The sequence below is a fragment of the Micromonospora sp. NPDC002575 genome (genome assembly GCF_042889525.1).
Classification (GTDB): domain Bacteria; phylum Actinomycetota; class Actinomycetes; order Mycobacteriales; family Micromonosporaceae; genus Micromonospora; species Micromonospora carbonacea.
The window spans coordinates 1-25,532 of sequence record NZ_JBIARA010000022.1 but is presented as its reverse complement, the minus strand read 5'-3'; the positions used below and the strand labels follow the sequence as shown (position 1 = coordinate 25,532).

18 protein-coding genes are annotated in these 25,532 nt (G+C 75.6%); 4 read left to right on the top strand and 14 right to left on the bottom strand.

What is annotated here, in order from left to right; translation table 11 throughout:
- Positions 1-3: 3 nt before the first annotated feature.
- Positions 4-132 (bottom strand): hypothetical protein, encoded by a 129-nt coding sequence (locus ACFYWL_RS26140; protein WP_386977693.1) that lies wholly within the window; start codon positions 130-132, stop codon positions 4-6.
- Between the two features lie 268 nt (positions 133-400).
- On the opposite strand from ACFYWL_RS26140, the gene ACFYWL_RS26135 reads away from it, so the two are divergent.
- Positions 401-1,420: a LacI family DNA-binding transcriptional regulator gene (locus ACFYWL_RS26135; protein ID WP_386977690.1), complete on the top strand. Its 1,020-nt coding sequence runs from the start codon at positions 401-403 to the stop codon at positions 1,418-1,420.
- Between the two features lie 28 nt (positions 1,421-1,448).
- Here the strand turns inward: ACFYWL_RS26135 and ACFYWL_RS26130 are convergent, their stop codons facing one another.
- Positions 1,449-4,100: a putative bifunctional diguanylate cyclase/phosphodiesterase gene (locus ACFYWL_RS26130; RefSeq protein ID WP_386977687.1), complete on the bottom strand. Its 2,652-nt coding sequence runs from the start codon at positions 4,098-4,100 to the stop codon at positions 1,449-1,451.
- A 284-nt stretch (positions 4,101-4,384) separates the two neighbouring features.
- Between ACFYWL_RS26130 and ACFYWL_RS26125 the strand changes: the two genes are divergently transcribed.
- On the top strand, positions 4,385-4,759 hold the full coding sequence (locus ACFYWL_RS26125) for a PH domain-containing protein (protein WP_386977684.1): 375 nt from the start codon (positions 4,385-4,387) through the stop codon (positions 4,757-4,759).
- 67 nt (positions 4,760-4,826) lie between these two features.
- On the opposite strand, the gene ACFYWL_RS26120 is transcribed toward ACFYWL_RS26125, so the two are convergent.
- Positions 4,827-5,753 (bottom strand): 2-hydroxyacid dehydrogenase, encoded by a 927-nt coding sequence (locus tag ACFYWL_RS26120; protein WP_386977681.1) that lies wholly within the window; start codon positions 5,751-5,753, stop codon positions 4,827-4,829.
- Positions 5,754-5,817: 64 nt separating this feature from the next.
- Here ACFYWL_RS26120 and ACFYWL_RS26115 point away from each other — a divergent pair, with 64 nt between their 5' ends.
- Together ACFYWL_RS26115 and ACFYWL_RS26110 are read left to right on the top strand one after the other, a co-directional pair.
- Positions 5,818-6,990 carry a PQQ-dependent sugar dehydrogenase gene (locus tag ACFYWL_RS26115; RefSeq protein WP_386977678.1) on the top strand — a complete coding sequence of 391 codons (1,173 nt, stop codon included), beginning with the start codon at positions 5,818-5,820 and terminating at the stop codon, positions 6,988-6,990.
- A 71-nt stretch (positions 6,991-7,061) separates the two neighbouring features.
- Complete coding sequence (locus ACFYWL_RS26110) at positions 7,062-8,588, top strand: metallophosphoesterase (RefSeq protein WP_386977675.1); 1,527 nt, start codon at positions 7,062-7,064, stop codon at positions 8,586-8,588.
- 325 nt (positions 8,589-8,913) lie between these two features.
- Here the strand turns inward: ACFYWL_RS26110 and ACFYWL_RS26105 are convergent, their stop codons facing one another.
- From ACFYWL_RS26105 to ACFYWL_RS26055, 11 genes are all read right to left on the bottom strand, one after another.
- The gene (locus ACFYWL_RS26105) at positions 8,914-11,271 is read right to left on the bottom strand and encodes a pyruvate dehydrogenase (protein ID WP_386977672.1); all 2,358 of its coding nucleotides are present in this window, start codon (positions 11,269-11,271) and stop codon (positions 8,914-8,916) included.
- Between the two features lie 136 nt (positions 11,272-11,407).
- Positions 11,408-12,904: an Asp-tRNA(Asn)/Glu-tRNA(Gln) amidotransferase subunit GatB gene (gene gatB / locus ACFYWL_RS26100; protein WP_386977669.1), complete on the bottom strand. Its 1,497-nt coding sequence runs from the start codon at positions 12,902-12,904 to the stop codon at positions 11,408-11,410.
- Positions 12,905-12,917: 13 nt separating this feature from the next.
- On the bottom strand, positions 12,918-14,393 hold the full coding sequence (gatA, locus tag ACFYWL_RS26095; protein WP_386977666.1) for an Asp-tRNA(Asn)/Glu-tRNA(Gln) amidotransferase subunit GatA: 1,476 nt from the start codon (positions 14,391-14,393) through the stop codon (positions 12,918-12,920).
- The gene (gene gatC / locus ACFYWL_RS26090) at positions 14,390-14,695 is read right to left on the bottom strand and encodes an Asp-tRNA(Asn)/Glu-tRNA(Gln) amidotransferase subunit GatC (protein ID WP_007075103.1); all 306 of its coding nucleotides are present in this window, start codon (positions 14,693-14,695) and stop codon (positions 14,390-14,392) included. Before gatC ends, gatA begins: the two co-directional genes overlap by 4 nt.
- Before the next feature lie 152 nt (positions 14,696-14,847).
- The gene (locus ACFYWL_RS26085; RefSeq protein WP_386977662.1) at positions 14,848-17,247 is read right to left on the bottom strand and encodes a putative bifunctional diguanylate cyclase/phosphodiesterase; all 2,400 of its coding nucleotides are present in this window, start codon (positions 17,245-17,247) and stop codon (positions 14,848-14,850) included.
- Positions 17,248-17,439: 192 nt separating this feature from the next.
- Complete coding sequence (ligA, locus tag ACFYWL_RS26080) at positions 17,440-19,575, bottom strand: NAD-dependent DNA ligase LigA (RefSeq protein ID WP_386977863.1); 2,136 nt, start codon at positions 19,573-19,575, stop codon at positions 17,440-17,442.
- Positions 19,576-20,057: 482 nt separating this feature from the next.
- Positions 20,058-21,071, bottom strand: a complete 1,014-nt coding sequence (locus ACFYWL_RS26075; protein WP_386977659.1) for an ADP-ribosylglycohydrolase family protein — start codon at positions 21,069-21,071, stop codon at positions 20,058-20,060.
- Between the two features lie 48 nt (positions 21,072-21,119).
- Positions 21,120-21,488 carry a VOC family protein gene (locus ACFYWL_RS26070; protein WP_386977655.1) on the bottom strand — a complete coding sequence of 123 codons (369 nt, stop codon included), beginning with the start codon at positions 21,486-21,488 and terminating at the stop codon, positions 21,120-21,122.
- 35 nt (positions 21,489-21,523) lie between these two features.
- On the bottom strand, positions 21,524-22,528 hold the full coding sequence (locus tag ACFYWL_RS26065) for a methionine synthase (RefSeq protein WP_386977652.1): 1,005 nt from the start codon (positions 22,526-22,528) through the stop codon (positions 21,524-21,526).
- A gap of 63 nt (positions 22,529-22,591) precedes the next feature.
- Positions 22,592-23,665, bottom strand: a complete 1,074-nt coding sequence (gene mnmA / locus ACFYWL_RS26060; protein ID WP_386977649.1) for a tRNA 2-thiouridine(34) synthase MnmA — start codon at positions 23,663-23,665, stop codon at positions 22,592-22,594.
- A 69-nt stretch (positions 23,666-23,734) separates the two neighbouring features.
- Positions 23,735-24,910, bottom strand: a complete 1,176-nt coding sequence (locus ACFYWL_RS26055; RefSeq protein ID WP_386977646.1) for a cysteine desulfurase family protein — start codon at positions 24,908-24,910, stop codon at positions 23,735-23,737.
- Positions 24,911-25,532 lie beyond the last annotated feature (622 nt).

Sequence of the window (25,532 nt, the reverse complement as noted above, 5' to 3'; positions counted from 1 at the left end):
ACCTCACCGCGCCTTCCATGATTCGCGGACGATCTGACGCCCGCCGACGAACAGCATGACCAGCAGGGGGATCGTGGCGACGAACGCGCCGGCCAGCACCCGCCGGTAGATCACGTAGTTGCCGCTGGACATCGAGAGACATTGACTGAACCGGATAAGTGACGCCACCGTACGGGCCGGCTTCACCAGTGTCAACGGCCGGTTAACTGGGTGCCTGTTCCGTAACTTTTCGGCGCTGCCCGGAGGCTTAACCGGGCAAGCGGCTTCCCGGGGCGGCCCCGCACACCGGCCCCGGCCCCGACCGCCGTTGCGCGCCGTTGCAGTAGCGTGAGGGCCGCCGGCCACCCCGGCACCGTGCGCCCGCCGTGGGGGCGGGCCGAGCATGTGGAGGAACACGCCGGTGAAGCGGCCGACCATCGCCGACGTCGCGCGGCGGGCCGGGGTCTCCAAGGGCGCGGTCTCGTACGCGCTGAACGGGCAGCCCGGCGTCTCCGAGGCGACCCGCCAGCGCATCCTGGCCATCGCCGCGGAGATCGGGTTCAGCCCGAGCAGCGCCGCCCGGGCGCTCTCCGGCGCCAGCGCCAACGCGGTGGGCCTCGCCCTGTGCCGCCCGGCCCGGATACTCGGCATCGAGCCGTTCTTCATGGAGCTGATCAGCGGCGTCGAGGCCGAGCTGTCCGCCCGCTCGTACGCGCTGACCCTCCAGGTGGTCGCCGACCCCGACGCCGAGATCGCGGTCTACCGGCGCTGGTGGGCCGAGCGCCGCGTCGACGGGGTCTTCGTCTGCGACCTGCGCACCGACGACCGGCGGGTGCCGGCGCTGGAGGAGCTGCGGCTGCCGGCCGTGGTGATCGGCGGCCCCGGGCACACCGGCGGGCTGGCCCACGTCTGGTCCGACGACGCCACGGCGCTGGTCGAGACCGTGGAATACCTGGTCGCCCTGGGGCACCGCCGCATCGCCCGGGTCGGCGGCCTGCCCTCGCTGCTGCACACCGAGGTCCGCAGCGACGCCTTCACCGAGGTGTGCCGGCGGCTCGGGCTCGACGAGTCGGTGACGGTCTGGTCGGACTACACCGGCGAGGAGGGGGCGCGGGCCACCCGGCGGCTGCTCAGCTCCCCGCACCGCCCCACCGCCGTCATCTACGACAACGACGTGATGGCGGTGGCGGGCCTGTCCGTGGCCCAGGAGATGGGCCTGGCGGTCCCCGGCGACCTGTCCATCGTCGCCTGGGACGACTCGCCCCTGTGCCAGCTCGTGCACCCGCCGCTGACGGCGCTGGGCCGCGACATCCCCGCGTACGGCGCGCACGCCGCCCGGCAGCTGCTCCAGGTGATCGCGGGCGAGCCGGTCAGCGGCGTGCAGGGCGAGACGGCGCACCTCACCCCCCGGGGCAGCACCGCGCCGCCCCGGGCGCGGTGAACCGGGGCCGCCTTAACCGGTTCAGCGGTCATCGGGACGCCGACGGGAACTCCTCGAAGTACGCCTCCACCCGCTCGGCGGTCGCCGGGCGGGCCAGCGCGTGGCCCTGCCCGTACCGGCAGCCGGCCCGCGCCGCCGCGTCCACCTGCGCCGGGGTCTCCAGCCCCGCCGCGACGACCTCCAGCCCGAGCCGTTGGCCGAGGCCGACCACCACGTCGGCCAGCGGTGGCCGCACCGCCCCGGCCGCGCCGGCCGCGCCGGGCCGGTGCGCGGTCGACGCCACCGGGGCCAGCTTCAACAGGTCGACCGGGAGCCGGCGGAGCTGGGCCAGCGAGGCGTGCTCGGCCCGGAACCCGTCCAGGGCCGTGCGGACGCCCAGCGACCGCAGCCCGGCGAGCCGGGCCACCACCGCCGGCAGCTCCGGTCCGAGGCGGGGTTCGGCCACCTCGACCACCAGCCGGTCCGCCGGCACCCCGTACGTGGCCAGCACCGCCGCCGTGCGCCGCAGGAAGTCCGGCGCGGTCAGCTCCCCCGGGGTGACGTTCACCGACATCCACAGCCGCCGGTCGCCGGCCGACCAGCCGGCGAGCTGGCGGCACGCCCGGTCCAGCACCCAGCCGCCCACCTCGCCGATCAGGCCCAGGTCCTCGGCGACCGGCAGCAGCTCGGCCGGCAGCACCGTGCCCAGCACCGGGCTGCGCCAGCGCAGCAGCGCCTCCGTGCCCACCGGCAGCCGGTCGGCCAGCCCCAGCACCGGCTGGTATACCAGGTCCAGCTCGCCCCGGGCCACCGCGCCGGGCAGCTCCCGCTCCAGGTCGAGCCGGCGCACCAACTGCTCCTCCAGGTACGCGTCGTACCACTCGATGCGGTCCCGCCCGAGCTGGGCGGCCCGGCGGCGGGCCAGGTCCGCCTGGCGCAGCACGTCGTCGGGCCCCGCGCCCCGGACCTCGGCCAGGCCGATGTTCGCCTGCAACCGGACCTCGTCGTCGCCCGCCATCCGGTACGGCTCCGCCAGCGCCGCCAGCAGCCGGGTGCCCAGCCCGTACGCGAGCACGGGGCCCGCGTCGGTGAGCACCGCGAACTCGTCGCCCACCAGCCGGGCCACCAGGTCCTCCGGGCCCGCCACCGCGCGCAGCCGGCGGGCCACCTCGACCACGACCACGTCGCCGAACGCGTGCCCGCGGCCGTCGTTGACCGCGCCCAGGCCGTGCAGGTCGACCACCAGCAGCGTCCCCGACCCGCCCCCTCGGACGTGCAGCTCGCGCAGCAGCTCCCGCCGGTTGGCCAGCCCGGTGAGCTGGTCGGTCGCGGCGAGCTGGTGCACCGCGCGTTCCAGCCGGCGACGCTCGCCGACGTCGCGCACGTGCAGCACCAGCGCGCGGACCTCGGGCACGCCGCGCTGGTCGCTCACCGTGGACTCGGTCTCCCGCCACGCCCCGCTCCCGTCGCGCAGCCGCGCCGGCAGCAGCGTCGGCCGGTCGCCCGCGAGCACCCCGTCGAGCAGCCGCGCGATCCGCGCCGCGTCGTCCGGGTGCAGCAGCTCGACGAAGCGCCGGCCGAGCACGTCGGCGTCGGTGAGGGCGAAGAGCCGGGCCGCCGCCGGGGACTGCCAGCGCACCCGCAGCGCGCCGTCCAGCAGCAGGATCAGGTCGTTGCCGCCGGAGACCAGGGCGCGGAAGTGCGCCTCCTGGGCGGCGAGCCGGGCGGCGTACCGGCGGTTGTCGGTGGCGGAGATCAGCTCCCGGACGACCAGCGGGGGGATCACCGCCAGCCCGAGCAGGACCATGCCGGTGGTGAACGCGCCGTACGTGGCCAGGTGCGCGCCGGCAGCCAGGGTGGCGATGCCCGCCGGCGCGGTGACCCGGGGCCAGACCGGCGGCGGGCCGCCCGCCCGCCTCGGGTCGCCGGCGGCCACCCGCCGCACCCCGGCGGCGGTGAGCAGCACGCCCACCACCAGCGGCGGCACGGCCGCCAGGGCCGCCCGCTCCGGCGCGCCGTAGGCCAGCAGCACGATCAGCGCGAGCAGGCCGAACTGGGCGGCCCCGGTGCCCAGGAGGCAGATCGCCGCGCCCGGGCGGCGTCGCCAGTCGGCCAGCGCCGCCACGCCGACCGCCGCGAGGCCGAAGCCGCCGGACGCCACCGCGATCCGGGCGGCGAGCGGGGCCTGCTCCGTCGGCAGCAGCACCCAGGCGGCGAAGTGCAGACTCAGGCCCAGGCTGACGATGTCCGTCGCGTGGCGCACCCGGGCGCGCGCCGCCAGCCGGGAGCGGCCGGGCAGCAGGAGCAGCCCGACGGTGTGCAGCACGGCGGCCAGGCCCAGCCCCGCCGCGCCGACGGCGACGCGCAGGCCGGCGGCGGTGAGCGGCAGCACCGCGACGGTCAACCCGACGGCGAGCACCGCCGCGTGGAGCAGCCCGGCGGCGGGGCGCACGCGGGGGCCACGCCACGGGCCGGGCCGGCCGACGCCGTCTCCGGCGGGGTCACCGCCCCGGGCCGGGACGACCAGCCGGGACAGCCGGGCCCCGGCGAGCGCGCTGCCGGCGGCCCCGGCGAGCGCCACCACGGCCAGCGGCGGGACCGCGCCGGCAAGCCCGGCGAGGACGAGCAACACCACCGCCGCCAGCACCAGCAGGTCGGCGGGGCGCAGGCGGAAAACGCCTGAGGGGTACGCGACGGGCACGGCGGTCGCCTTCGTGAGGGGGCACGGGCGGATGCGGTACGGCGGTGCGTCCCGGCACGGTGGTTGCGGTCACCGGGCCGGGATGATCGGCGGTGTCACCCAGCGGGCGGGTCCGCCAGCGGCGTGGCGCGGCGGGCGATCCCGCCCAACACGGGGGAACGATTCATCGTCACCGCCGGACGCGGGCGCAGCGGGCCGGGTGGGCGTGATTCGGGTCACTGGGGCGCACGGGCCATCCGACGCCCGGCCGGCGGGCCGCGCGGGCCGGGTGGGATCATCTCCGGGTGCGTACCGAGACCGTCCGCTTCCGCCACAACCAGGCGATCCTGGTCGCGGCGGTGATCGCCTTCATCGGGGCCCTGCCGCTGGCCAGCGCGGGGTGGTATTTCGCGCCCGTGCTGCTCGTCCCGCTGGCGGTCGGGGTCTGGGCCTGGCGGGCCGGCACCGAGGCCGACGCCCGGGAGCTGCGCCTGCGGGCGCTGGCCGGGCAGCGCCGCGTCGCCTGGGCACGGGTCGTCGAGCTGAGCGCCGACGCCCGGGGCCGGGCGGTCGCCCGGCTCGACGACGGCGAGCTGCTCGTGCTGCCCGGGGTGCGCGGCAGCGAGCTGCCCCGGCTCGTCGCGGTCACCGGCCAGACCCTGCCCGGCCCGGCCGCCTGACCCCCTTGCCCGCGGGCCTGCCGGGGCAGCGCCCCTTCGCCTCAGGCCGTCCCGGTGGCGGCCGGGGTCAGTAGCCGTCCGCCACCGCGTTCACCAGCGGCTCCCCCGCGGCGAAGCGCCGGACCTGCTCGCCCACCAGCCGGTACGCCCGGGGCAGCAGCCCGCGCACCGAGCCGGCGACGTGCGGGGTGAGCAGCACGTTCGGCAGCTCCCACAGCGGGTGGTCGGCGGGCAGCGGCTCCGGGTCGGTGACGTCCAGCGCGGCCCGCAGCCGGCCGGTGGCCAACTCGGCGACCAGGGCGTCCGTGCGGGCCACCGGGCCGCGCGCGGCGTTGACCAGCAGCGCGCCGTCGGGCATCGCGGCGAGGAACTTCTCGTCGACCAGGCCGCGCGTCGCGTCGGTCAGCGGCACCAGCAGCACCACCACGTCGGCCTTGGGCAGCAGCGCCGGCAGCTCGTCGACCCCGTGCACCCCCTCGGCGGGACGGGGCGTGCGGGCGACCAGGGTGAACGTCACCTCGAACGGGGCCAGCCGGGCCCGCACCGCCGCGCCGATCGAGCCCGCGCCGACGATGAGGACCCGCTTGCCGGCCAGCTCGTCGGTCGGGCAGAGCCGGTCGTACGCCCACTCGCGGCGGGACTGGGCGAGGGCGAAGGCGGGGAAGCCGCGCACCTGGGACAGGATCGCGGCGACCACCCACTCGGCCGTGCCGACGTCGTGCACGCCGCGCGCGTCGCAGAGCGTCACCCCGGGCGGCACCCGGCCCGCCCAGGCGTCCGCGCCGGCCGAGAGGAGCTGCACCACCCGCAGGTCGGGCAGCTCCCCGAGCAGGGCGGTGGTGTTCGCGGTGGAGAGGAACGGCGGCACCCAGAACCGGACGTCGGCCACCCCGGAGGGCAACCGCGACGGGTCCTCGGCCACCTCGACGGTCACCCCGGCAGGCACCTCGCCGAGGAGGGCGCGGCCGGCGGGGTGCGGGATCCAAACCTTCACGAACGCCGACGATAGCCGGTGCGGGCCCCGTCGCGGCGCGGCCGGGGCGGCTACGCTGGGCCGGGTGAGCACCGGTGCCCCGTACCCCCGCAAGAGCCCGCTGCGGGCGGTCGTCGCGGCGTCCTGCGCGGCGTTGCTGCTGGCCGCCGCCGGGTGCAGCTTCGGCGAGCCGGAGCCGGACCCGGCCGGCGAGCCGCCCAACCTGCCCACCCCGTCGGTCTCCGCGCCCGCCGGGGCCGGCCAGCAGGTGGTCACCACGGTGCTGGCCAAGGGGCTGCGGGTGCCGTGGGGCATCGCGTTCCTGCCCGACGGCGGCGCGCTGGTCACCGAGCGGGACAGCGGCCGGATCCTCCAGGTCGGCCCGGGGTCGGGGCGCGAGGGGCTGACGGTCACCCCCGTGCGGACCGTGCCGGGCGTGGTGCCCGGCGGGGAGGGCGGGCTCATGGGGATCGCCGTCTCCCCCGACTACGCGACCGACCAGACGATCTTCGTCTACCACACCGCCGAGGACGACAACCGGATCGTCAAGCTGGACCTGGACGGGGCGCCCACCCCGATCCTGACCGGCATCCCCAAGGCCGGCATCCACAACGGCGGCGGGCTCGCCTTCGGCCCGGACGGCTTCCTCTACGCGAGCACGGGCGACGCCGGCAACCGGGAGGCCGCGCAGGACCAGAAGAACCTGGGCGGCAAGATCCTGCGGATCACCACCGCCGGCAAGCCGGCCCCGGGCAACCCGATCGCCGGCTCACCGGTCTGGTCCCTGGGCCACCGCAACGTGCAGGGCCTGGCCTGGGACGCCGGCAAGCGGATGTACGCCGTCGAGTTCGGCCAGAACACCTGGGACGAGATCAACCAGATCACCAAGGGCGGCAACTACGGCTGGCCCCGGGTCGAGGGCCAGGCCGGCGACCGGCGGTACGCCGACCCGCTGGTGCAGTGGCGCACCTCCGACGCGTCCTGCTCGGGCCTCGCGGCGGCCGAGCGGCTGCTGGTCACCGCGTGCCTGCGCGGGCAGCGCCTGTGGCTCGTCGAGCTGACCGACACCGGCGCCGTGCTCGGCCAGCCCCGGGAGCTGCTCACCCGCCGGTACGGCCGGCTGCGCGGCGCGATCGCCGCCCCCGACGGGTCGATCTGGGTCACCACCTCCAACCACGACGGGCGGGGCCAGCCGGCCCCCGAGGACGACCGGATCCTGCGTCTCGTCTTCACCGACGGCGGCGCGGGCCGTAGCTGACCCGCCGCCGCCAGCAGGGCCGGAATCCCGGGTTTGCCAAGATCCTTCACTGGGCAGGTCAGAATCTCAGCATGGACGGGCAGGAGAACGAACAGCGCAGCGCCGGCGAAGCCGCGCCCCGTAAGGCCGGGCGCGGCTGGGTCCGCCGGGTGGGGGTGGTCCTCGCCGTCCTCGTGATCGCCCTGGCCGGGGCGGTCATCGGCACCCTCGCCGGCGGGCGGGTGCACACCGACATCGGGCCGTTCCGCGCGGAGCTGAGCCTCACCCCGGCGCTGGAGGGCGGCACCACCGTCGACATCCCGCCGCTGGGCGCGCTCCAGCTCGACAGCCACGACGGGCCGACCCACCTCACCGTGGGCCTGGGGGCGCTCGACCAGCGGCGCACCGAGGCGCTGATCGACGACCCGGCGAGCATCAGCCGGGCCAGCCAGTCCGCCGTCACCGACGTCCGCAACGGGGTGCTGCGCCTCGGGCTGCGCACCGTCGGCGCGGCGGTGCTGGTCACCCTCGTCCTCGCCGGTCTGGTGTTCCGCGACACCCGGCGCACCGCCTGGGCGGGCGGGCTGTCGCTGCTGGTCACCGCCGGCAGCCTCGGCCTGGCCGCGTCCACCATCCGCCCGCAGGCGATCGAGGAGCCCCGGTACGAGGGGCTGCTGGTCAACGCCCCCGCGATCGTCGGCGACGCCCGGCGGATCGCCAACGACTACACCAAGTACGCCGAGCAGCTCCAGCGCCTCGTGGGCAACGTCAGCCAGCTCTACACCACCGTCTCCGCGCTGCCGGTGTACGAGCCGGCCCCCGGCACCACCCGGGTCCTGCACGTCTCCGACATGCACCTCAACCCGACGGGCTGGCAGCTCATCCGCACGGTCGTGGAGCAGTTCGGCATCGACGTGGTGATCGACACCGGCGACATCACCGACTGGGGCAGCGAGCCGGAGGCGTCGTTCGTCGGCTCGATCGGGCTGCTCAAGAAGCCGTACGTCTACATCCGGGGAAACCACGACTCGGGCAAGACGGCCGCGGCGGTGGCCCAGCAGCCCAACGCGATCGTGCTGAACAACTCGACCACCACCGTCGCCGGGCTGACCATCGCCGGCATCGGCGATCCCCGGTTCACCCCCGACAAGGAGACCTCCCCGGCCGGCAGCGGCCTCACCAGCGAGGTGGCCGCCCAGGTGATCGGGGCCGGCGACCAGCTCGCCGCCACCGTGCGCGAATCGCCCAAGCCGGTGAACATCGCGCTGGTGCACGACCCGGCGTCGGCGGGGCCGCTGTCGGGCACCTGCCCGCTGGTGCTCGCCGGGCACACCCACGCCCGGCAGGTCTCCAAGCTGCCCGAGGTGCCGGGCAAGATGCCGACGCAGTTGATGGTGGAGGGGTCCACCGGCGGCGCGGGGCTGCGCGGCCTGGAGGGCGAGAAGCCCACCCCGCTGTCGATGACGGTGCTCTACTTCGACAAGGACAAGCTGCTCCAGGCGTACGACGACATCACCGTCGGCGGCACCGGCCAGGCGCAGGTCAACCTGGAGCGGCACGTGGTGCAGAACCCGAAGGCCGGCGCCCAGGTGCCGGTCACCCCGACCCCGACCCGCTGACCCGGCCCTTGCGGGCGGCCGTGACGATGGGTAACCGAGGCGCACCTGCCACCCCGCCCTGCCGACCCCTTTGCTCTGCACCCATTGACGCAACAGTCACCCTCGGCAATCACCCCAGCAAGGATCAATCGGGGGACGCCGACCGTTTCCGCTGGCCATCGCCAGTGTTGCGCCCGCGGGTGCAGAGCAAAGGAAGAGCAGGGCGGGGTGAGAGCGACAGAGGCGATCACGGAACGCGACGACACGCCACCGAGCACGGAGCGCGACGGGCCACCGCCCCGGCGGGCGGGGCGGGCGGCGCGGGCGCGACGGGCGGGGCTCGCAGTCAGCGCAGCGAGAGGGCGGCCAGGGCCGCGTTGACGATGCTGCCGGGCAACAGATCGTGCAGCTCGTACAGCTCGCGGACGCTGCCCGACTGGCCGAACTCGTCCACGCCCAGCGGCACCGCCGGGGCGCCCACGGCCGAGCCGAGCCAGGCCATCGCGTGCGACGCCGCGTCGTGCACCGTCACCACCGGCACCCGGTCGGCGAACGCCGACCGCAGCGCGCCCGGCACGCTCGGCACGGTGGCCGTCCGCACCCCCTGGCGCAGCGTGCGCTGCCAGGCCCGGTAGAGGCGGTCCAGGCTGGTCACGTCCACGACGTGCGCGGCCACGCCCTCCTCGGCCAGTTCGGCGGCGGCGGCCAGCACCTCCGGCAGCACCGCGCCGGAGGCGGCGAGCTGCACCACCGGCGCGTCGGCCAGTTCCGGGTGCGCCGCGTGCGCGTCGACCAGCCGGTACGCCCCGGCGACCGCCTGCCGGCGCAGCACCGCGTCGCCGAGCCGGGCCCGGGCCGCCTCGAAGGGCGCCTGGTCGATGGGGCGGGTGCTGAGCCGGAAGTAGTACGCCCCGTCCTCGGCCGGCGCGGCGGTGCTGGCCGGCGCGCCCCCGGCGGCGATCTGCCCGAGGGCGTCGCAGAGCAGCCAGTCGAGGGTGGCCGCGTACGCGGGCTCGACGAACGTCACCCCGGGCAGCTCCAGCCCCACCGACGCGGTGATCGTGGACTGGTGCGCGCCGCCCTCGGGAGCGAGGGTGACGCCGGACGGGGTGCCGGCGACCACGAACCGGGAGCCCGAGTAGGTGCCGTAGAGGAAGGCGTCGAGGCCGCGCAGCACGAACGGGTCGTAGACCGTGCCGACCGGCAGCAGCGGCTGCCCCGACAGGTCCCAGGACAGGCCGAGCTGGCCGAGCAGCAGGAACAGGTTCATCTCGGAGATGCCCAGCTCGATGTGCTGCCCAGCGGGGCTCTCGGTCCAGCGCAGCATCCGGTCCTCCGTCCAGGACCGCTGCTCGGTGGGGGCGAACACCCCCGTCTTGTTGATGAACCCGGCGAGGTTCGTGGAGGTGGCCACGTCAGGCGCGGTGGTCACCAGGTAGGGGCCGACCGCCTCGTCGCGGGCCAGCTCCACCAGCACCCGGCCGAAGACCTCCTGGGTGGAGACGGGCTTGTTCGCGCGTACCCTCGTGGTTTCCGGCACGGTGACCGGCAGCGCCCGCCCGGCCGGCGGTCGGGACAGCGCCTCCCGGCGCGCGCCGGCCCGGATGCCGGCCGGCGACGCCGGGTCGAGGCGGTCCCACTCGGTGGCGGGGGTCAGGCCGTGGGCGGCGCGCAGCGCGTCGACCTGCGCGGTCGTGAGCAGCGCCGAATGGTTGCGGGGGTTGCCGGCGATCGGCAACCCCCAACCCTTCACGGTGTACGCGAAGACGACGCTGGGCCGGTCGGTGACCGCGTCGCACTGGGCGTACGCGTCGAGCATCGCCTGGAGGTCGTGCCCGCCCAGGTCGGTGACCAGCGGGGCCAGCTCGTCGTCGGCGACGTCGGCGATCAGCTCGGCGATGCCGGCCGGCGCGCCGTCGCAGAACCGCTGGCGCAGCGCCGGCCCGGCCAGCCCAAACAGCGACTGGTACTGCTCGTTGGGCATCGCGTCGATCCAGTCGCGCAGCGCCGCCCCGCCCGGCCGGGCGTACGCCTGCGCGAGCCGACGGCCGTACTTGACCTCGACGACGTGCCAGCCCGCGGCCTCGAACTGGCCGCGCCACTGGTTGATCCGCACCCCGGGCACGACCCGGTCGAGGGACTGCCGGTTGAAGTCGACCAGCCACATCACGTTGCCCAGCCCGGTGGTCGCCGGGTCGGCGACGGCCTCCCAGATGTTGCCCTCGTCCAGCTCGGCGTCGCCGATCAGGGCCACGAACCGGGAGCGGGGGCGCGCGCCGAAGTGCGCGTCGACGTACCGGCGGGTGACGGCGGCGAACAGCGGCGCGGCGGCGCCGAGGCCGACGGAGCCGGTGGAGAAGTCGACACCGTCGGGGTCCTTCGTGCGCGACGGGTACGACTGGAGGCCGCCCCGGGCGCGCAGCCGCGTCAGGTACGACCGGTCGAGGTTGCCCAGCAGGTATTGGATCGCGTGGAACACGGGCGAGGCGTGCGGCTTCACCGCGACCCGGTCGGCGGCGTCGAGGTGGGCGAACCACAGCGCGGTCATGGCCGTGACCAGCGACGCGCTGGACGCCTGGTGCCCGCCGACCTTCACCCCGTCGCCGGTGTCCCGGTCGTGGTTGGCCGCGTCGACGATGCGGGTGGCGAGCCAGAGCACCCGGCGCTGGATCTCGTCGAGGACGTCGAGGTCGTGCTGGTTCACGGAGGTGCTCCATCCGGGCGTCGCCGTTGACGCCCCGCGAGGGGGGTGTGGGGGGTGGGGGGGTGGGGGTGTGCGGGGTGTTAGGAGGGGGCCCTTCCTATACAGAAAGCGTTAACAAGGGGCCCCTCCTTACACCTCAGGCGCCGAGGCGGGAGAGGATCAGCTCGCGGACGGTCTTCGCGTCGGCCTGGCCGCGGGTGGTCTTCATGACCGCGCCGACCAGCGCGCCCGCCGCCGCGACCTTGCCGCTGCGGATCTTCTCGGCGATGTCGGGGTTGGCGGCGATCGCCTCGTCCACGGCGGCGGTCAGCGCGCCGGTGTCGGAGACGACCTCCAGGCCCCGGGCGGTCATGATCTCCGTCGGCGAGCCCTCGCCGGCCACCACGCCCTCCAGGACGGCGCGGGCCAGCTTGTCGTTGAGCTTGCCGGCGTCGACCAGGCCCTGGAGCTCGGCGACCTGCGCCGGGGTGGCCCCGACGTCGGCCAGCTCCACGCCCGTCTCGTTGGCCCGGCGGGACAGCTCGCCCAGCCACCACTTGCGGGCGGCGGCGGGGGTGGCCCCGGCGGCGACGGTCGCCTCGATCAGCTCCACCGCGCCGGCGTTGAGCACCGACTGCATGTCGGCGTCGGACAGGCCCCACTGCTCCTGGAGGCGGCGGCGGTGCAGCCGGGGCAGCTCCGGCAGGGCCGCCTTCAGCTCGGCCACCCAGGCGGCGTCCGGGGCGAGCGGCACCAGGTCCGGCTCCGGGAAGTAGCGGTAGTCCGTCGCGGTCTCCTTGGACCGGCCCGGGGTGGTGTCGCCGGTGTCCTCGTGGAAGTGCCGGGTCTCCTGCACGATCCGGCCGCCCGCGTCGAGCACCGACGCCTGCCGCAGCATCTCCGAGCGGACCGCCCGCTCCACCGAACGCAGCGAGTTGACGTTCTTGGTCTCGGTGCGGGTGCCCCACTCCTGCCCGGGCAGGTTGAGGGAGGTGTTGACGTCGCAGCGCAGCGACCCCTCCTCCATCCGCACGTCGGAGACGCCCAGCGAGCGGATCACGTCGCGCAGCTCGGTGACGTACGCCCGGGCCACCTCGGGGGCCAGCGCCCCGGTGCCGGGGACCGGCTTGGTGACGATCTCCACGAGGGGGATGCCGGCCCGGTTGTAGTCGACAAGCGACTCCGTCGCGCCGTGGATGCGGCCGGTGGCCCCGCCGACGTGCAGGGTCTTGCCGGTGTCCTCCTCCAGGTGCACCCGCTCGATGCCGATGCGCACCAGCTCGCCGCCCACCTCGACGTCGAGGTAGCCGTCGACGCAGAGCGGCTCGTCGTACTGGCTGATCTGGAAGTTCTTCGGCATGTCCGGGTAGAAGTAGTTCTTCCGGGCGAACCGGCACCACGAGGCGATCGAGCAGTTGAGCGCGAGGCCGATCCGGATCGTCGCCTCGATCGCCGCCTTGTTGGCCACCGGCAGCGAGCCGGGCAGGCCCAGGCAGACCGGGCAGACCCGGGTGTTCGGCTCGCCCCCGAAGTCCGTCGGGCAGCCGCAGAACATCTTGGTGTTCGTGCCCAGCTCGACGTGGGTCTCCAGGCCGATCACCGGCTCGTAGCGGGCGACGACGTCGTCGTACGCGGGCAAGGTGGTCGTGCTCATCGGTGCTCCTGCCTCACAGTGCCGGTGGGGTGAACGTGCCGACCGCGGACTCCAGCGCGGCGGCGACCCGGTACATCCGGTCGTCGGCCATCGTCGGGGCCATGACCTGGAGGCCGACGGGCAGCCCCTCGGAGAGCCCGCACGGCACCGAGATGCCCGGCCCGCCGTACAGGTTGGTGGGGATGGTGTAGAGGTCGGCCAGGTACATCTGGTACGGGTCGGAGGTGCGCGCGCCGATCGGGAACGCCACGAACGGGGTGGTCGGCGAGATCAGCGCGTCGACCCGCTCGAACGCGGCGGTGAAGTCCCGGGTGATCAGGGTGCGGACCTTCTGCGCCTGCCCGTAGTAGGCGTCGTAGTAGCCCGAGGAGAGGGCGTACGTGCCGAGCATGATCCGGCGCTTGACCTCGGGGCCGAAGCCGGCGTCCCGGGTCAGCGACATGACCTCTTCGAGGGACCGGTTGCCGTCGTCGCCCTCGCGCAGGCCGAACCGGACGCCGTCGAAGCGGGCCAGGTTGGAGGAGCACTCGCTCGGGGCGATCAGGTAGTACGCCGGCAGCGCGTACTTGAAGTGGGGGCAGGACACCTCGACGATCTCCGCGCCGAGCTTGGCCAGGGCGTCGACGGAGTCGCGGAACGCCGCCGCGACGCCCGGCTCCGCGCCCTCGCCGGAGAACTCGGTGACCACGCCCAGCTTCACGCCGGTCAGGTCGCCGGTCGCGCCGAGCCGGGCGGCGGCGACCACGTCGGGCACCGGCTGCGGGATGGAGGTGGAGTCGCGCGGGTCGTGGCCGCCGATGGCCGCGTGCAGCAGCGCCGCGTCGAGCACCGTACGCGCGCACGGGCCGGGGGTGTCCAGCGAGGAGGAGAACGCCACCAGGCCGTAGCGGGAGGTGCCGCCGTAGGTGGGCTTCGCGCCGACGGTGCCGGTGACCGCGCCCGGCTGGCGGATCGAGCCGCCGGTGTCCGAGCCGATGGCCAGGGGCGCCTCGTACGCGGCGAGCGCGGCGGCGCTGCCGCCACCGGAGCCGCCGGGAATGCGGTCGGTGTCCCACGGGTTGCGGGTCGGCCCGTACGCCGAGTATTCCGTGGAGGAGCCCATCGCGAACTCGTCCATGTTGGTCTTGCCGAGCATCACCGTGCCGGCGGCGCGCAGCCGCTGCACGATCGTCGCGTCGTACGGCGGACGCCAGCCTTCCAGGATCTTCGACCCGACGGTGGTCGGCACGCCCCTGGTGGTGAGCACGTCCTTGACGGCGACCGGCACGCCCGCGAGGGGGCCGAGCTCCTCGCCGGCGGCCCGGCGCTCGTCGACGGCGCGGGCGGCGGCGAGCGCGCCGTCGGCGTCGACGTGCAGGAAGGCGTTGACCCGGTCGTCGACGGCGGCGATGCGGTCCAGGTGGGCCCGGGTCACCTCGACCGCCGAGGTCTGGCCGTCGGCGACGAGGCCGGCGAGCTCGACGGCGGTCAGCTTGGTCAGGTCGGTCATGACGCCACATCCTCGTCCAGGATCCGCGGGACGCGGAACCGCTGCTCCTCGGCGTCGGGCGCGCCCGACAGGGCCTCGGCCGGGGTCAGGCCGGGCACCACCACGTCCTCGCGCAGCACGTTGGTCAACGGCACGGAGTGGGACGTCGGCGGGATGTCCGCCGCGGCGACCTCGCCGACCTGGGCGACCGCCTGGAGGATCGTGTCGAGCTGGCCGGCGAAGGTGTCCAGCTCCTCCTCCGTGACGGCGAGCCGCGACAGTCGCGCCAGGTGCGCGACCTCCTCGCGGGAGATGGCGGCCATCAGTGCCCCCTTCTGGCTGTCTGTCGTGCTGCATCTGGCGGTGGCCTGCCGTGCGCCGGGAACGACGATGACGCGCGGTGACCGCAGCGAGTCTATTGCCCGGCACCGGCCGGGCGTCCCCGGCTCCCCCTGCGGCCGGCGCGGCGGCGGGGTCACCGGGCCTGTGGGGGCCGGCTCTCCGCCTCGCGGGCCGCCGGCCGCAGCGGCCGGTAGCGGGCGAGCCAGTCGGTCAGCTCCCCGGCGGGCATGGGTCGGGCGTAGAACCACCCCTGCGCCACGTCGCAGCCGGCGGCGTGCAGCAGCCGCCAGGTCCGCTCGTCCTCCACGCCCTCGGCGACGACGCGCAGCCCGAGCGCCCCGGCCAGCTCGATCATCGACCGGACGATCGCGGCGTCGTCGGCGTCGTCGGCCATCCCGAGCACGAACGACCGGTCCACCTTGACCTCCGACAGCGGCAGCCGACGCAGATGCTGCATCGACGAGTAGCCGGTGCCGAAGTCGTCAAGCGCGATGGCCACGCCGATGGCGTGCAGCCGCGAGATGGTGGCCAGCACCCGCCGGGGGTCGGCCATCAGCGCGCCCTCGGTGATCTCCAGTTGCAGCCGGTCGGGCCGGACGCCGTAGCGGGCCAGCCGGTCGGCGATCTGGTCGGCGATCTCGCCGGTGTGCAGGTCCCGGACGCTGACGTTGAGCGCGGCCCGCAGGGTGATCCCGGCCCCCGCCCACTTCGCGAGCTGCTCCACCACGTCGTCGACGACCCGGCGGGTGAGCAGCCGCATCACGGCGCTCTGCTCGGCGACCCGGATCAGCTCCTCCGGGTCGACCATGCCCCGGCGCGGGTGCCGCCAGCGCAGCAGCGCCTCCACGCCGACGACCTCGCCGGTGGCGATGGCGACCTGGGGCTGGTAGTACATGGTGATCCGCCCGACGCCGTCCGCGTCGCCGCGCGCCGGCCCGGCCTGCGGCACCGGCCCCTCGACGCCCGACCCGCCCGGCTCGGCGGCGGGCTCGGCGGCCCGCCGGCGGATCGGGTCGGCGGCGGTGACGATCCGGTTGATCAGGTCGTCGGGGTGGTCCGGCTCCGCGCGTTCCCGGTGCCGGCGGGCCCACCACCGGCCCGGCCCGACCGCCGCCGGCCGGCCCGCGTCGACCGGTCCGCCCGCCGCCGCGGGCAGGGCCGCCGGCAGCGCGGCCCCGTCCCCGCCGCGCGCGCCGACCGGCGCGTCGCGCTCCGCCGACCCGGCCGGCCCCGCCTCGAGTACGCGCCGCAGGTCGGCCAGGAGTCCCAGCCGCTCGGCCGAGTTGTGGTCGGATTCGGCGGCGTACACGGCGATGGTGTCGTTGCGGTGCTTGGCGTCGTACATGGCGACGTCGGCGTGGCGCATCAGGGTGGCGAAGTCCTCGCCGTGCTCGGGATACATGGCGATGCCGATGGAGCCGCCGACGTCCAGCGGCAGCCCGTCCAGCGACACCGGCTCGGCGAGCGCGGCGACCAGCCGCTCGGCCGTGGCGCGGGCGGCGTCCACGCCGGCCAGCCCGGTGCTGACGATGGCGAACTCGTCCCCGCCGAGGCGGGCGAGCAGGTCCCGCTCGCCCACCGCGCCGGCCAGCCGGGCGCTGACCTCGATCAGCAGCCGGTCGCCGACGGCGTGGCCGAGCGCGTCGTTGACGTTCTTGAACCGGTCCAGGTCGATCAGCAGCAGCGCGAGGTGGGCGTCCGGCTCGTCGCGCGCGGACCGCTCGGCGTGCAGGTGGACCTGCTCGGCGACCTCGGCCAGCAGCGCCTTGCGGTTGGGCAGGCCGGTGAGCGGGTCGAGCGCGCCGAGCTGTTCCTGCTCGGCGGCGAGCCGGGCCATCCGGTAGACCGCGAACAGCGGCACCAGCACCAGCGGGATCAGCGCGGCGCTGGCCCGGGCGGCGGCGACCAGCACCGGGGCGAGCAGCAGCAGCGACCCGGTGGAGATCAGCTCGTAGCCCAGGCCGGACCGCACGCCGGGCCACCAGCGGTCCGCGAAGCGCAGCCGGAGGGCGGTGCTGACCAGGCCGTAGTTGACCGCGAACCAGACGGCGGTCGCCGCGCCCACCGCCGCCACGTCGGCCGCGCGCAGCCGCCCGCCGGCGAAGATGTTCCCCGGCCCCAGCGCGGTGACCGCCGAGGCGGCGGCGAGGGCGCAGGCGTACTGGGCGGCGTTGAAGCCGGACCGCCACGCGGCGTGCCCCATCCGCCAGCCGGAGACGACCACCGCCACGGTCTGCACGGCCACGGCGGGGCCCAGCCCCCAGCCGAGCAGGATGGCGAAGGTGAAGCAGGTGGACGGGAAGACCGCCGAGGACTGCCGCCGCCCGGGCGGCACGAACGGCCGCGCGTCGCAGACGACGGCGAGCGCCGCCATCGTCCAGAACGCCGCCGGCAGCTCGGCGAGCCGGCCCGCCAGCGCGGCCAGCGGCCCGGCGGAGAGCAGCACTGCCAGCGCGGCGACGGCGGCGACGAAGCCGAAGAAGGGCGTCACCCGTCCCGGCGGGACGGAGTTTCGCGGATCGGCGGCCTCCATCGCACCTCCCGGGCAGCGGTCACGGCGGGCCCTGCGCCCGCCGTGACCACCATGAAACGCCCTGGGTGCCGCTTTTCAGAGATGACAGCCGCGAATCGGTCGTAGTCGTAACTAACTTGGTATACGCGGCCAGGTCCGGGCAAGGCGCACCGGCGACCGCCCGTCGCGGGGCTTGCCGCGCTCCCGCCCGGGTCACTCGCCGACCCGGGCGACCTCCCGGGCCGCGTCCGGGCCCTGGTCGAGCAGGACCCGGAAGCCGTCCTCGTCGAGCACCGGCACCTTGAGGGTGGCCGCCTTGTCGGCCTTGGAGCCCGGGTTGTCGCCCACCACCACGAAGCCGGTCTTCTTGGAGACCGAGCCGGTGACCTTGCCGCCCCGCACCTGGATCGCCTCGGCGGCCTGGTCTCGGGAGAACCCGCTCAGGGTGCCGGTCACCACAACCGTGAGCCCCTCCAGCGGGCGCGGCCCCTCGTCGACGGCATCCTCGGCCATGCGTACGCCGGCCTCGGCCCACTTGCGGACCACCTCGCGGTGCCAGTCGACGGTGAACCACTCGACGATGCTGGCCGCGATCGTCGGGCCGACGCCGTCGACCGAGGAGAGCTCCTCCTCGCTGGCGGCCTGGATCGCCGCCATCGACCGGAAGTGCCGGGCGAGGGCCTGGGCGGCGGTCGGGCCGACGTGCCGGATGGAGAGCCCGACCAGCACCCGCCACAGGTCGCGTTCCCGGGCCACGGCGAGGTTGTCGAGGAGCTTGCTGGCGTTGCTGCCGAGGCTGCCGTCCTTGTTGACGAAGAACGGCGACCGGGCCAGCCGCTCGGCGTCGAGGCTGAACAGGTCGCCCTCGTCGGTGATGACGTGCGCGTCGAGCAGCGCCGCCGCGCCCTTGTAGCCGAGCACCTCGATGTCGAACGCGCCCCGGCCCGCGAGGTGGAAGACCCGCTCGCGTAGCTGCGCGGGGCAGCTGCGGCTGTTGGGGCAGCGGATGTCGACGTCCGCCTCCTTCTCGGGCCGCAGGCCGGTGCCGCAGGCCGGGCAGGTGGTGGGCATGACGAACGGGCGGGCGTCGGCGGGGCGCAGGTCGACCACCGGGCCGAGCACCTCGGGGATCACGTCGCCGGCCTTGCGGATCACCACCGTGTCGCCGATCAGCACCCCCTTGCGCTCGACCTCGTGCGCGTTGTGCAGGGTGGCCTGGGCCACCGTGGACCCGGCGACCAGGACCGGCTCCAGGATCGCGTACGGGGTGACCCGGCCGGTGCGCCCGACGTTGACGGCGATGTCGAGCAGCTTGGTGTTGACCTCCTCCGGCGGGTATTTGAAGGCGATCGCCCAGCGCGGGGCCCGGCTGGTCGAGCCGAGCCGGCCCTGGATGGAGACCGGGTCGACCTTGACCACCACGCCGTCGATCTCGTGCTCGACGTCGTGCCGGTGCTCGGCGTAGTACGCGATGAACTCGGCGACGCCGGCCAGGTCGGGCACGACCCGCCACCGGTCGCTGGTCGGCAGCCCCCAGGCGCGCAGCGCCGCGTACGACTCGGACTGGGCCGTCGGGGTGTAGCCACGACGGGCGCCGATGCCGTGCACCACCAGCCGCAGCGGCCGGGACGCCGTGATCCGGGGGTCCTTCTGCCGCAGGCTGCCCGCAGCGGCGTTGCGCGGGTTGGCGAAGGGCGCCTTGCCCTGCTCGACGAGGCTCGCGTTGAGGTCGGCGAAACCGGCGATCGGGAAGTAGATCTCGCCGCGCACCTCGACGAACTCGGGCACGTCGGCAAACTCGTCGGACGGCGTCAGCCGGGCCGGCACGTCGCGGATGCTGCGGACGTTGGCCGTGACGTCCTCGCCGGTGCGCCCGTCGCCCCGGGTGGCGGCCCGCACCAGCCGACCCTGCTCGTAGGTGAGGTTGATCGCCAGCCCGTCGACCTTGAGCTCGCAGAGGTAGGGCACCGGGCCGCCCGCGTCCCGCTCCACCCGCTCGGCCCAGGCCGCCAGCTCCTCGTCGGCGAACGCGTTGTCGAGGGACAGCATCCGCTCGGCGTGGGTGACCGGCGTGAAGTCGGTGGAGAAGGTCCCGCCGACCCGCTGGGTCGGCGAGTCGGGGGTGCGCAGGGCGGGAAACTCGGCCTCCAGGGCCTCCAGCTCGCGCAACTGCCGGTCGAAGTCGGCGTCGGAGACGGTGGGCGCGTCCAGCACGTAGTAGCGGTATTGGTGTTCGGTCAGCTCCTGGCTGAGGGTGGCGTGCCGCTCCCGTGCCTCGGGGGTCGGCTCGGGGCCCGCCGCCGCCTCCTGCGCCGGGCTCACCTGCTGTGGAACGGCTTCCTCGGACATGCTGCCGGCTTCGGACACCGCGTCGACCTCCCTGTTCACGCTACCCCCGCACCGTATCGGGACGGTGGGACAATCCGCGGCCTGGGCGCAGCAGCCGGCGTCACACGCGAGGGAACATGCGCAGTTGCGGTGCCTTGGGAGCTGAGTCACCAACGACATCACCCCCACCCACCGCCGAGCCACCCACCGCCAGGCCCCCGCCGCCGAGCCCGCCCGCCAGGCCGCGCCCACCCGGGCTTCGGCACACTGCCTGTCCTGCCGCTGCGTATCCCTGGGAACGCTGCGCTGTGTCCGATGCGCTCCGACACACCCCCACCGGGCCGATGGCGCACCGCCGAGCGTGTCGCCGCCCGTGGTCCGGGCTGCTTCGCAGGGCGCTGATGTCGTATTCGACTCAGCTCCCCATGTCCCGGCAGCAGTCATCCGCCCTCGACCCGCCGCCGGCTCGGAGGGCGGGTCGAGAGGCAGTCGGCCGGGAGCAGTCAGTCGAGGGGGGCGGCCAGGGCGGCGAGCTGGTCGGCGTACTCGATGCGGGTGGCCCAGTCGGTCGGCCAGGCCGGCAGGCCGTGTGCCGCGCCGACGAACGCGCCGGCCAGGGCCGCGATGGAGTCGGAGTCGCCGGCGGTGGTCGCGCCGCGCGCCAGCGCGCCGACCGGGTCGTCGGCGTGCCACAGCGCGCAGAGCAACGCGGTCGCCAGCGCTTCCTCGGCCACCCATCCCTCGCCGGTACGCCGGCACGGGTCGTCGCCGTCGTCGGGACGGGTCAGGGTGGTGGTCAGGCGGCCCAGGGCCCCCAGGCACTCGTCCCAGCCGCGGGCGATGAACTCCTGCGGCGAGTCGACGCCGGGGCGCTGCCACAGGTCGCCGAGCCAGTCCGACCGGTAGACCCGGCGCTGCTCCCGGGCCCGGTCGGTGAGCAGCGCCGGCAGCTCGGCCAGCGCCGCGCCGTCGCGCAGCAGTCGGACCGCATACGCGGTCAGCTCGCTCGCGGCCAGCCCGGTCGGGTGGCCGTGGGTCAGGCCCGCCTGGAGCTGGGCGAGACCGGCCAGGGTGTCCAGGTCGACGGCGAGCAGCCCGACCGGGGTGACCCGCATGTTGGCCCCGCAGCCCTTCGAGCCGGCCACGGTCGCCTCCTGCCAGCGCACGCCCTGGGACAGCTCCGCGCAGGCCCGCAGGCAGGTCATGCCCGGCGCGCGGTTGTTGTCGGGGCTGACCGCCCAGGCCAGGAAGCGCTCGCGCAGCAGCGGCTCGACCGCTGCCGGGGTGAGCGCGGGCGCGTCGTGCAGCGCCCAGCCCACCGCCAGCGCCATCTGGGTGTCGTCGGTGACCAGCGCCGGGTCGCCCTCCAGCTCCCGGGGGCCGGACGGGCCGTACCGGCGGTGGATCTCGGCGACGGTCAGGAACTCGGTCGGGCGGCCCAGCGCGTCACCGTAGGCCAGGCCGAGCAGCGAGCCGGAGGCCCGCCGGAGCGAGGAGTCGATCACCCGTGTGATCATGCCCCGCCCCGGCGGTCCCCGCCATGCGACGGGACACAGCCGGGCGGGTCAGTCCCAGCAGAGGCAGAACGGGTGGCCGGCCGGGTCGGCGTAGACCCGGAACCCCTCCCCCTCGCCGTCGAGCCGGCGCGCGCCCAGCGCCAGCACCGCGCGCTCGGCCGCCTCGACGTCGGTGACGGTGACGTCGAGGTGGAGCTGCTGCGGCCGTTCCGGGTCGGGCCAGGTCGGCGGGCGCAGGTCGGGCGCCTTCTGGAAGGCCAGCCGGGGTTGCTGCCCCACCGGGCCGCCGAGCACCACCCAGTCGTCGCCGTCGGAGTCACCCTCCGCCAGCGGCAGGCCCGTCAGCTCGGCGTAGAAGGCGGCGAGGGCACGGGGATCGGGGCAGTCGATGACGGTGCTTCGCAGTTGACCGATCATCCCGTCATCCTGCCCACGGGGTGCGACAGGAAACCTCAGTCCTCGGCGAGTCGCCGGCCCGCGTCCCGGCACGCCGCGAGCACCGCCCGGACGTGCTGCGGCGTGGCCCCGGCGAGGCCGCAGGCGGGGGTGACCACCACCTGCTCGGGCAGCCGGCGGCGGGGGAAGCCGAGGCGGTCCCAGAGCTGACGTACCTGGTCGGCGACCTGGGCGGAGGTCGGCGCGCGACCGCCGGGCGGCGGGGTGGCCGGCGCGGCGCCGGCCAGCAGCCCGAGCCCGGCGTCGATCGCCTCGCCGAGCGGGTCCAGGTCCTTCACCAGGGCGAGGTCCAGCGCGACCCCGGCCGCGCCGGTCGAGCGGATCAGCTCCAGCGGGACGTCCGGCGCGCAGCAGTGCACCACGACGGGCACGCCGACGGCCTCGACCACCGTGCGCAGCAGGTCCGCCGCGTCGGGCTGCGGCACCGGCCGGTACGTGCCGAAGCCGCTCTCGGTGGGCACCCGCCCGGCCAGCACGGCCGGCAGGGACGGCTCGTCGAGCTGGAGCAGCACCGAGGCCCGGGGCAGCCGGCGGGCCACCGCCGCGAGGTGGGCGCGCAGCCCCTCGGTGAGGGAACCGGCGAGGTCCCGCACCGCGCCCGGATCGCGCAGCATCCGGCCGCCGATCGGCAGGTCGATCCCGGCGGCCAGGGTGTACGGGCCGGCGGCCTGCACCTTGACCGGGCCGGCGTACTCCTCGGCCTGCTCGGCGAGCTGGTCGAGGTCGCGTTCCATGAGGTCCCGGGCCCGGCGCAGGTCCCGCCCCGGTCGGGGGGCGACCCGCCAGCGGGCCGCGTACAGCTCGACGGGCAGCTCGACCAGCAGGCCGCCGGTGCGGCCGATCAGGTCCGCGCCGGGGCCGCGCGCCGGCAGCTCGGGCAGGTGGGGCAGGGCGGGCAGCTCCCCGAGGACGATCCGCTGCGCCTCGGCGATGTCGGTGCCGGGCAGCGAGCCGATGCCGGTCGCCGCGCCGAGGGGCCAGGGCCACGCGCTAGCTGTCACGGGCGAAGGGTACCGGTCGGCGGCCGGCGGCACGCGGCGATGGTCGCGAAGCCGGGCGTCGCGTCAGCCGGCGATGGTCGCCGAGCCGAGCACGACGTCGCCGGCCGGGTCCGGCCGGTACGCGACGACGGCCTGGCCGGCGGCGACGCCGCGCACCGGGCGGCGCAGCTCGGCGCGCAGCGTGTCGCCGGTCAGCTCGACGGTGGCGGGGACCACGTCGCCGTGGGCGCGCAGCTGCACCTCGCACTCGATCGGCCCGGCCGGGCGCTCGCCGCCCGTCCACACGGGACGCTCGGCGCGCACCGTGGAGACCTCCAGCGCCTCGGCCGGGCCCACGGTGACGGTGTTGGTCTTCGGGGTGATGGAGAGCACGTAGCGGGGGCGGCCGTCGGGGGCCGGCCGGTCCAGGTGCAGGCCACGGCGCTGCCCCACCGTGTACGCGTACGCGCCGGTGTGGCTGCCGACGACCGCGCCGGTGAGAGCGTCGACCACCTGGCCCGGGGCCTCGCCGAGCCGGCCGGCGAGGAAGCCCCGGGTGTCGCCGTCGGCGATGAAGCAGATGTCGTGCGAGTCGGGCTTGTCGGCGACGGCGAGGCCGCGCCGGGCCGCCTCCTCGCGGACCTGGGCCTTGGTCGAGTCGCCGAGCGGGAAGACCGACCGGTCGAGCTGGGCGCGGGTCAGCACCGCGAGCACGTACGACTGGTCCTTGGCCGCGTCGACGCTGCGGCGCAGCAGCCCGTCGGGGCCGAGCCGGGCGTGGTGGCCGGTGACCACCGCGTCGAAGCCCAGCGCCACGGCCCGGTCCAGCACCGCCGCGAACTTGATCTTCTCGTTGCAGCGCAGGCAGGGGTTGGGGGTGCGGCCGGCCGCGTACTCGGCGACGAAGTCGTCGACCACGTCGGCGTGGAACCGGTCGGCCATGTCCCACACGTAGAACGGGATGCCGAGCACGTCGGCGGCGCGGCGCGCGTCCCGCGAGTCCTCCAGCGTGCAGCATCCGCGCGCCCCGGTGCGGTACGTCTGCGGGTTGCGGGCCAGCGCCAGGTGCACGCCGGTGACGTCGTGCCCGGCCTCCACGGCCCGCGCCGCCGCCACGGCGGAGTCGACCCCGCCGGACATGGCCGCCAACACCTTCACCGCGTCACGCTCCCTTCCCCGGCTTCGAGCCTACCGGGCCCGGCGCGGCTGCCCGGGGCAGCGGGGCGGTCAGCGGGGCGCGCGCAGGGCGGCGGCGCGGCGGGCCCGCTCCACCGCCGCCGGCAGGGCCGCCACGAGCGCGTCGACGTCGGCCTGCCCGCTGGTGTGGCCGAGGGTGAAACGCAGCGAGGAGCGGGCCCGGTCGTCGTCGGCGCCCATCGCGATCAGCACGTGGGAGGGCTGGGCCACCCCGGCCGAGCAGGCCGAGCCGGTGGAGCAGGCGATGCCCTGGGCGTCGAGCAGCAGCAGCAGCGCGTCGCCCTCGCAGCCGGGGAAGGAGAAGTGCGCGTTGCCGGGCAGCCGGTCGTCGGGGTCGCCGTTGAAGACCACCTCGGGCACGGCGTGCCGGACCCGCCGCACGAGGTCGTCGCGGAGGGCGGCGACGCGGGCCGCGTACTCCTGCTGGCCCTTCACCGCCGCCTCGACGGCGACCGCGAAGGCGACGATGCCGGCGGTGTCGAGGGTCCCGGACCGCACGTCGCGTTCCTGGCCGCCGCCGTGCAGCAGCGGGGTGGCCGCGACGTCGCGGGCGAGCAGCAGCGCGCCCACCCCGGCCGGGCCGCCGAGCTTGTGCCCGGTGACCGTCAGCGCGGAGACGCCGCTGGCGGCGAAGTCGACGGGCACCTGGCCGACCGCCTGGATCGCGTCCGTGTGGAACGGCACCCCGTGCTCGGCGGCGACGGCGGCGAGCGCGCTCACCGGCTGGAGGGTGCCGACCTCGTTGTTGGCCCACATCGCGGTGACCACGGCGACGGCGTCGCCGTGGGCGGCCAGCTCGGCGCGCAGCGCCTCCGGGTCGAGCCGGCCCGCGGCGTCCACCGGGAGCCAGCCCAGCTCGGCGCCCTCGTGCTCGGCCAGCCAGTCGACCGCGTCGAGGACGGCGTGATGCTCGACGGCGCTGGAGACCACCCGGCGGCGGGCCGGGGAGGCGGTCCGGCGGGCCCAGAAGATGCCCTTGACCGCCAGGTTGTCGCTCTCCGTCCCGCCGCCGGTGAAGATCACCTCGGAGGGGCGGGCGCCCAGCGCGGCGGCCACCCGCTCGCGGGACTCCTCCACCCGGCGGCGGGCGCGCCGGCCCGCCGCGTGCAGTGACGACGCGTTGCCGACCTCGCGAGCGGCGGCCACGTACGCCTCCAGTGCCTCGTCGAGCATCGGAGTCGTCGCCGCGTGATCCAGGTATGCCATCGCCGTTCAGCCTACTGACCGGGGTTGCGCCGGCCCGACCCCGGAGGTCGCCCGCGCCCCGGGGCGGGGAGACCCCGGGGCGCGGGCGGGGGTGCGGAGACAGGTCCGACACCACTTCAGGCGTTCAGGAACCTCGATTCGTCACATCCCGGGCCGGATGACCACGCGGGCCAGAGCCGGGCGTGCTCCACGAATGCCCCGGCGGTATCGGGGTACTACGAGGTCTGGCTCATCGACCCGGCGACCGTGCGGATGCTCTCGATCGGCGTGCTGGATTCCGGCACGGGGGACGCGCTGCTACCGTTGCCGCCAAACGTCGGCCTCCGGACCTGCCCGGTGGTGGACGTCCGCCGAGCAGCACGACGACCAGCCCGCCCACTCCGGCGACAGCCTGTCGAGGGGCGCCCTGACGGGCTGATCGGCGGGCCGGATCAGCTCCCCGGCCCGCCGATCAGCTCCCCGTCGACATTCGCGCGAAGGGGGCCACCCGATCCCGGGTGGCCCCCTTCGGCGTCTCGCCCGGGTCACCCCGGGGGTGGCTCACTTGCGCTTGCGGATCTCCTCGGCGGCCTGCGGCACGACCTTGAACAGGTCGCCCACCACGCCGAAGTCGGCCAGCTCG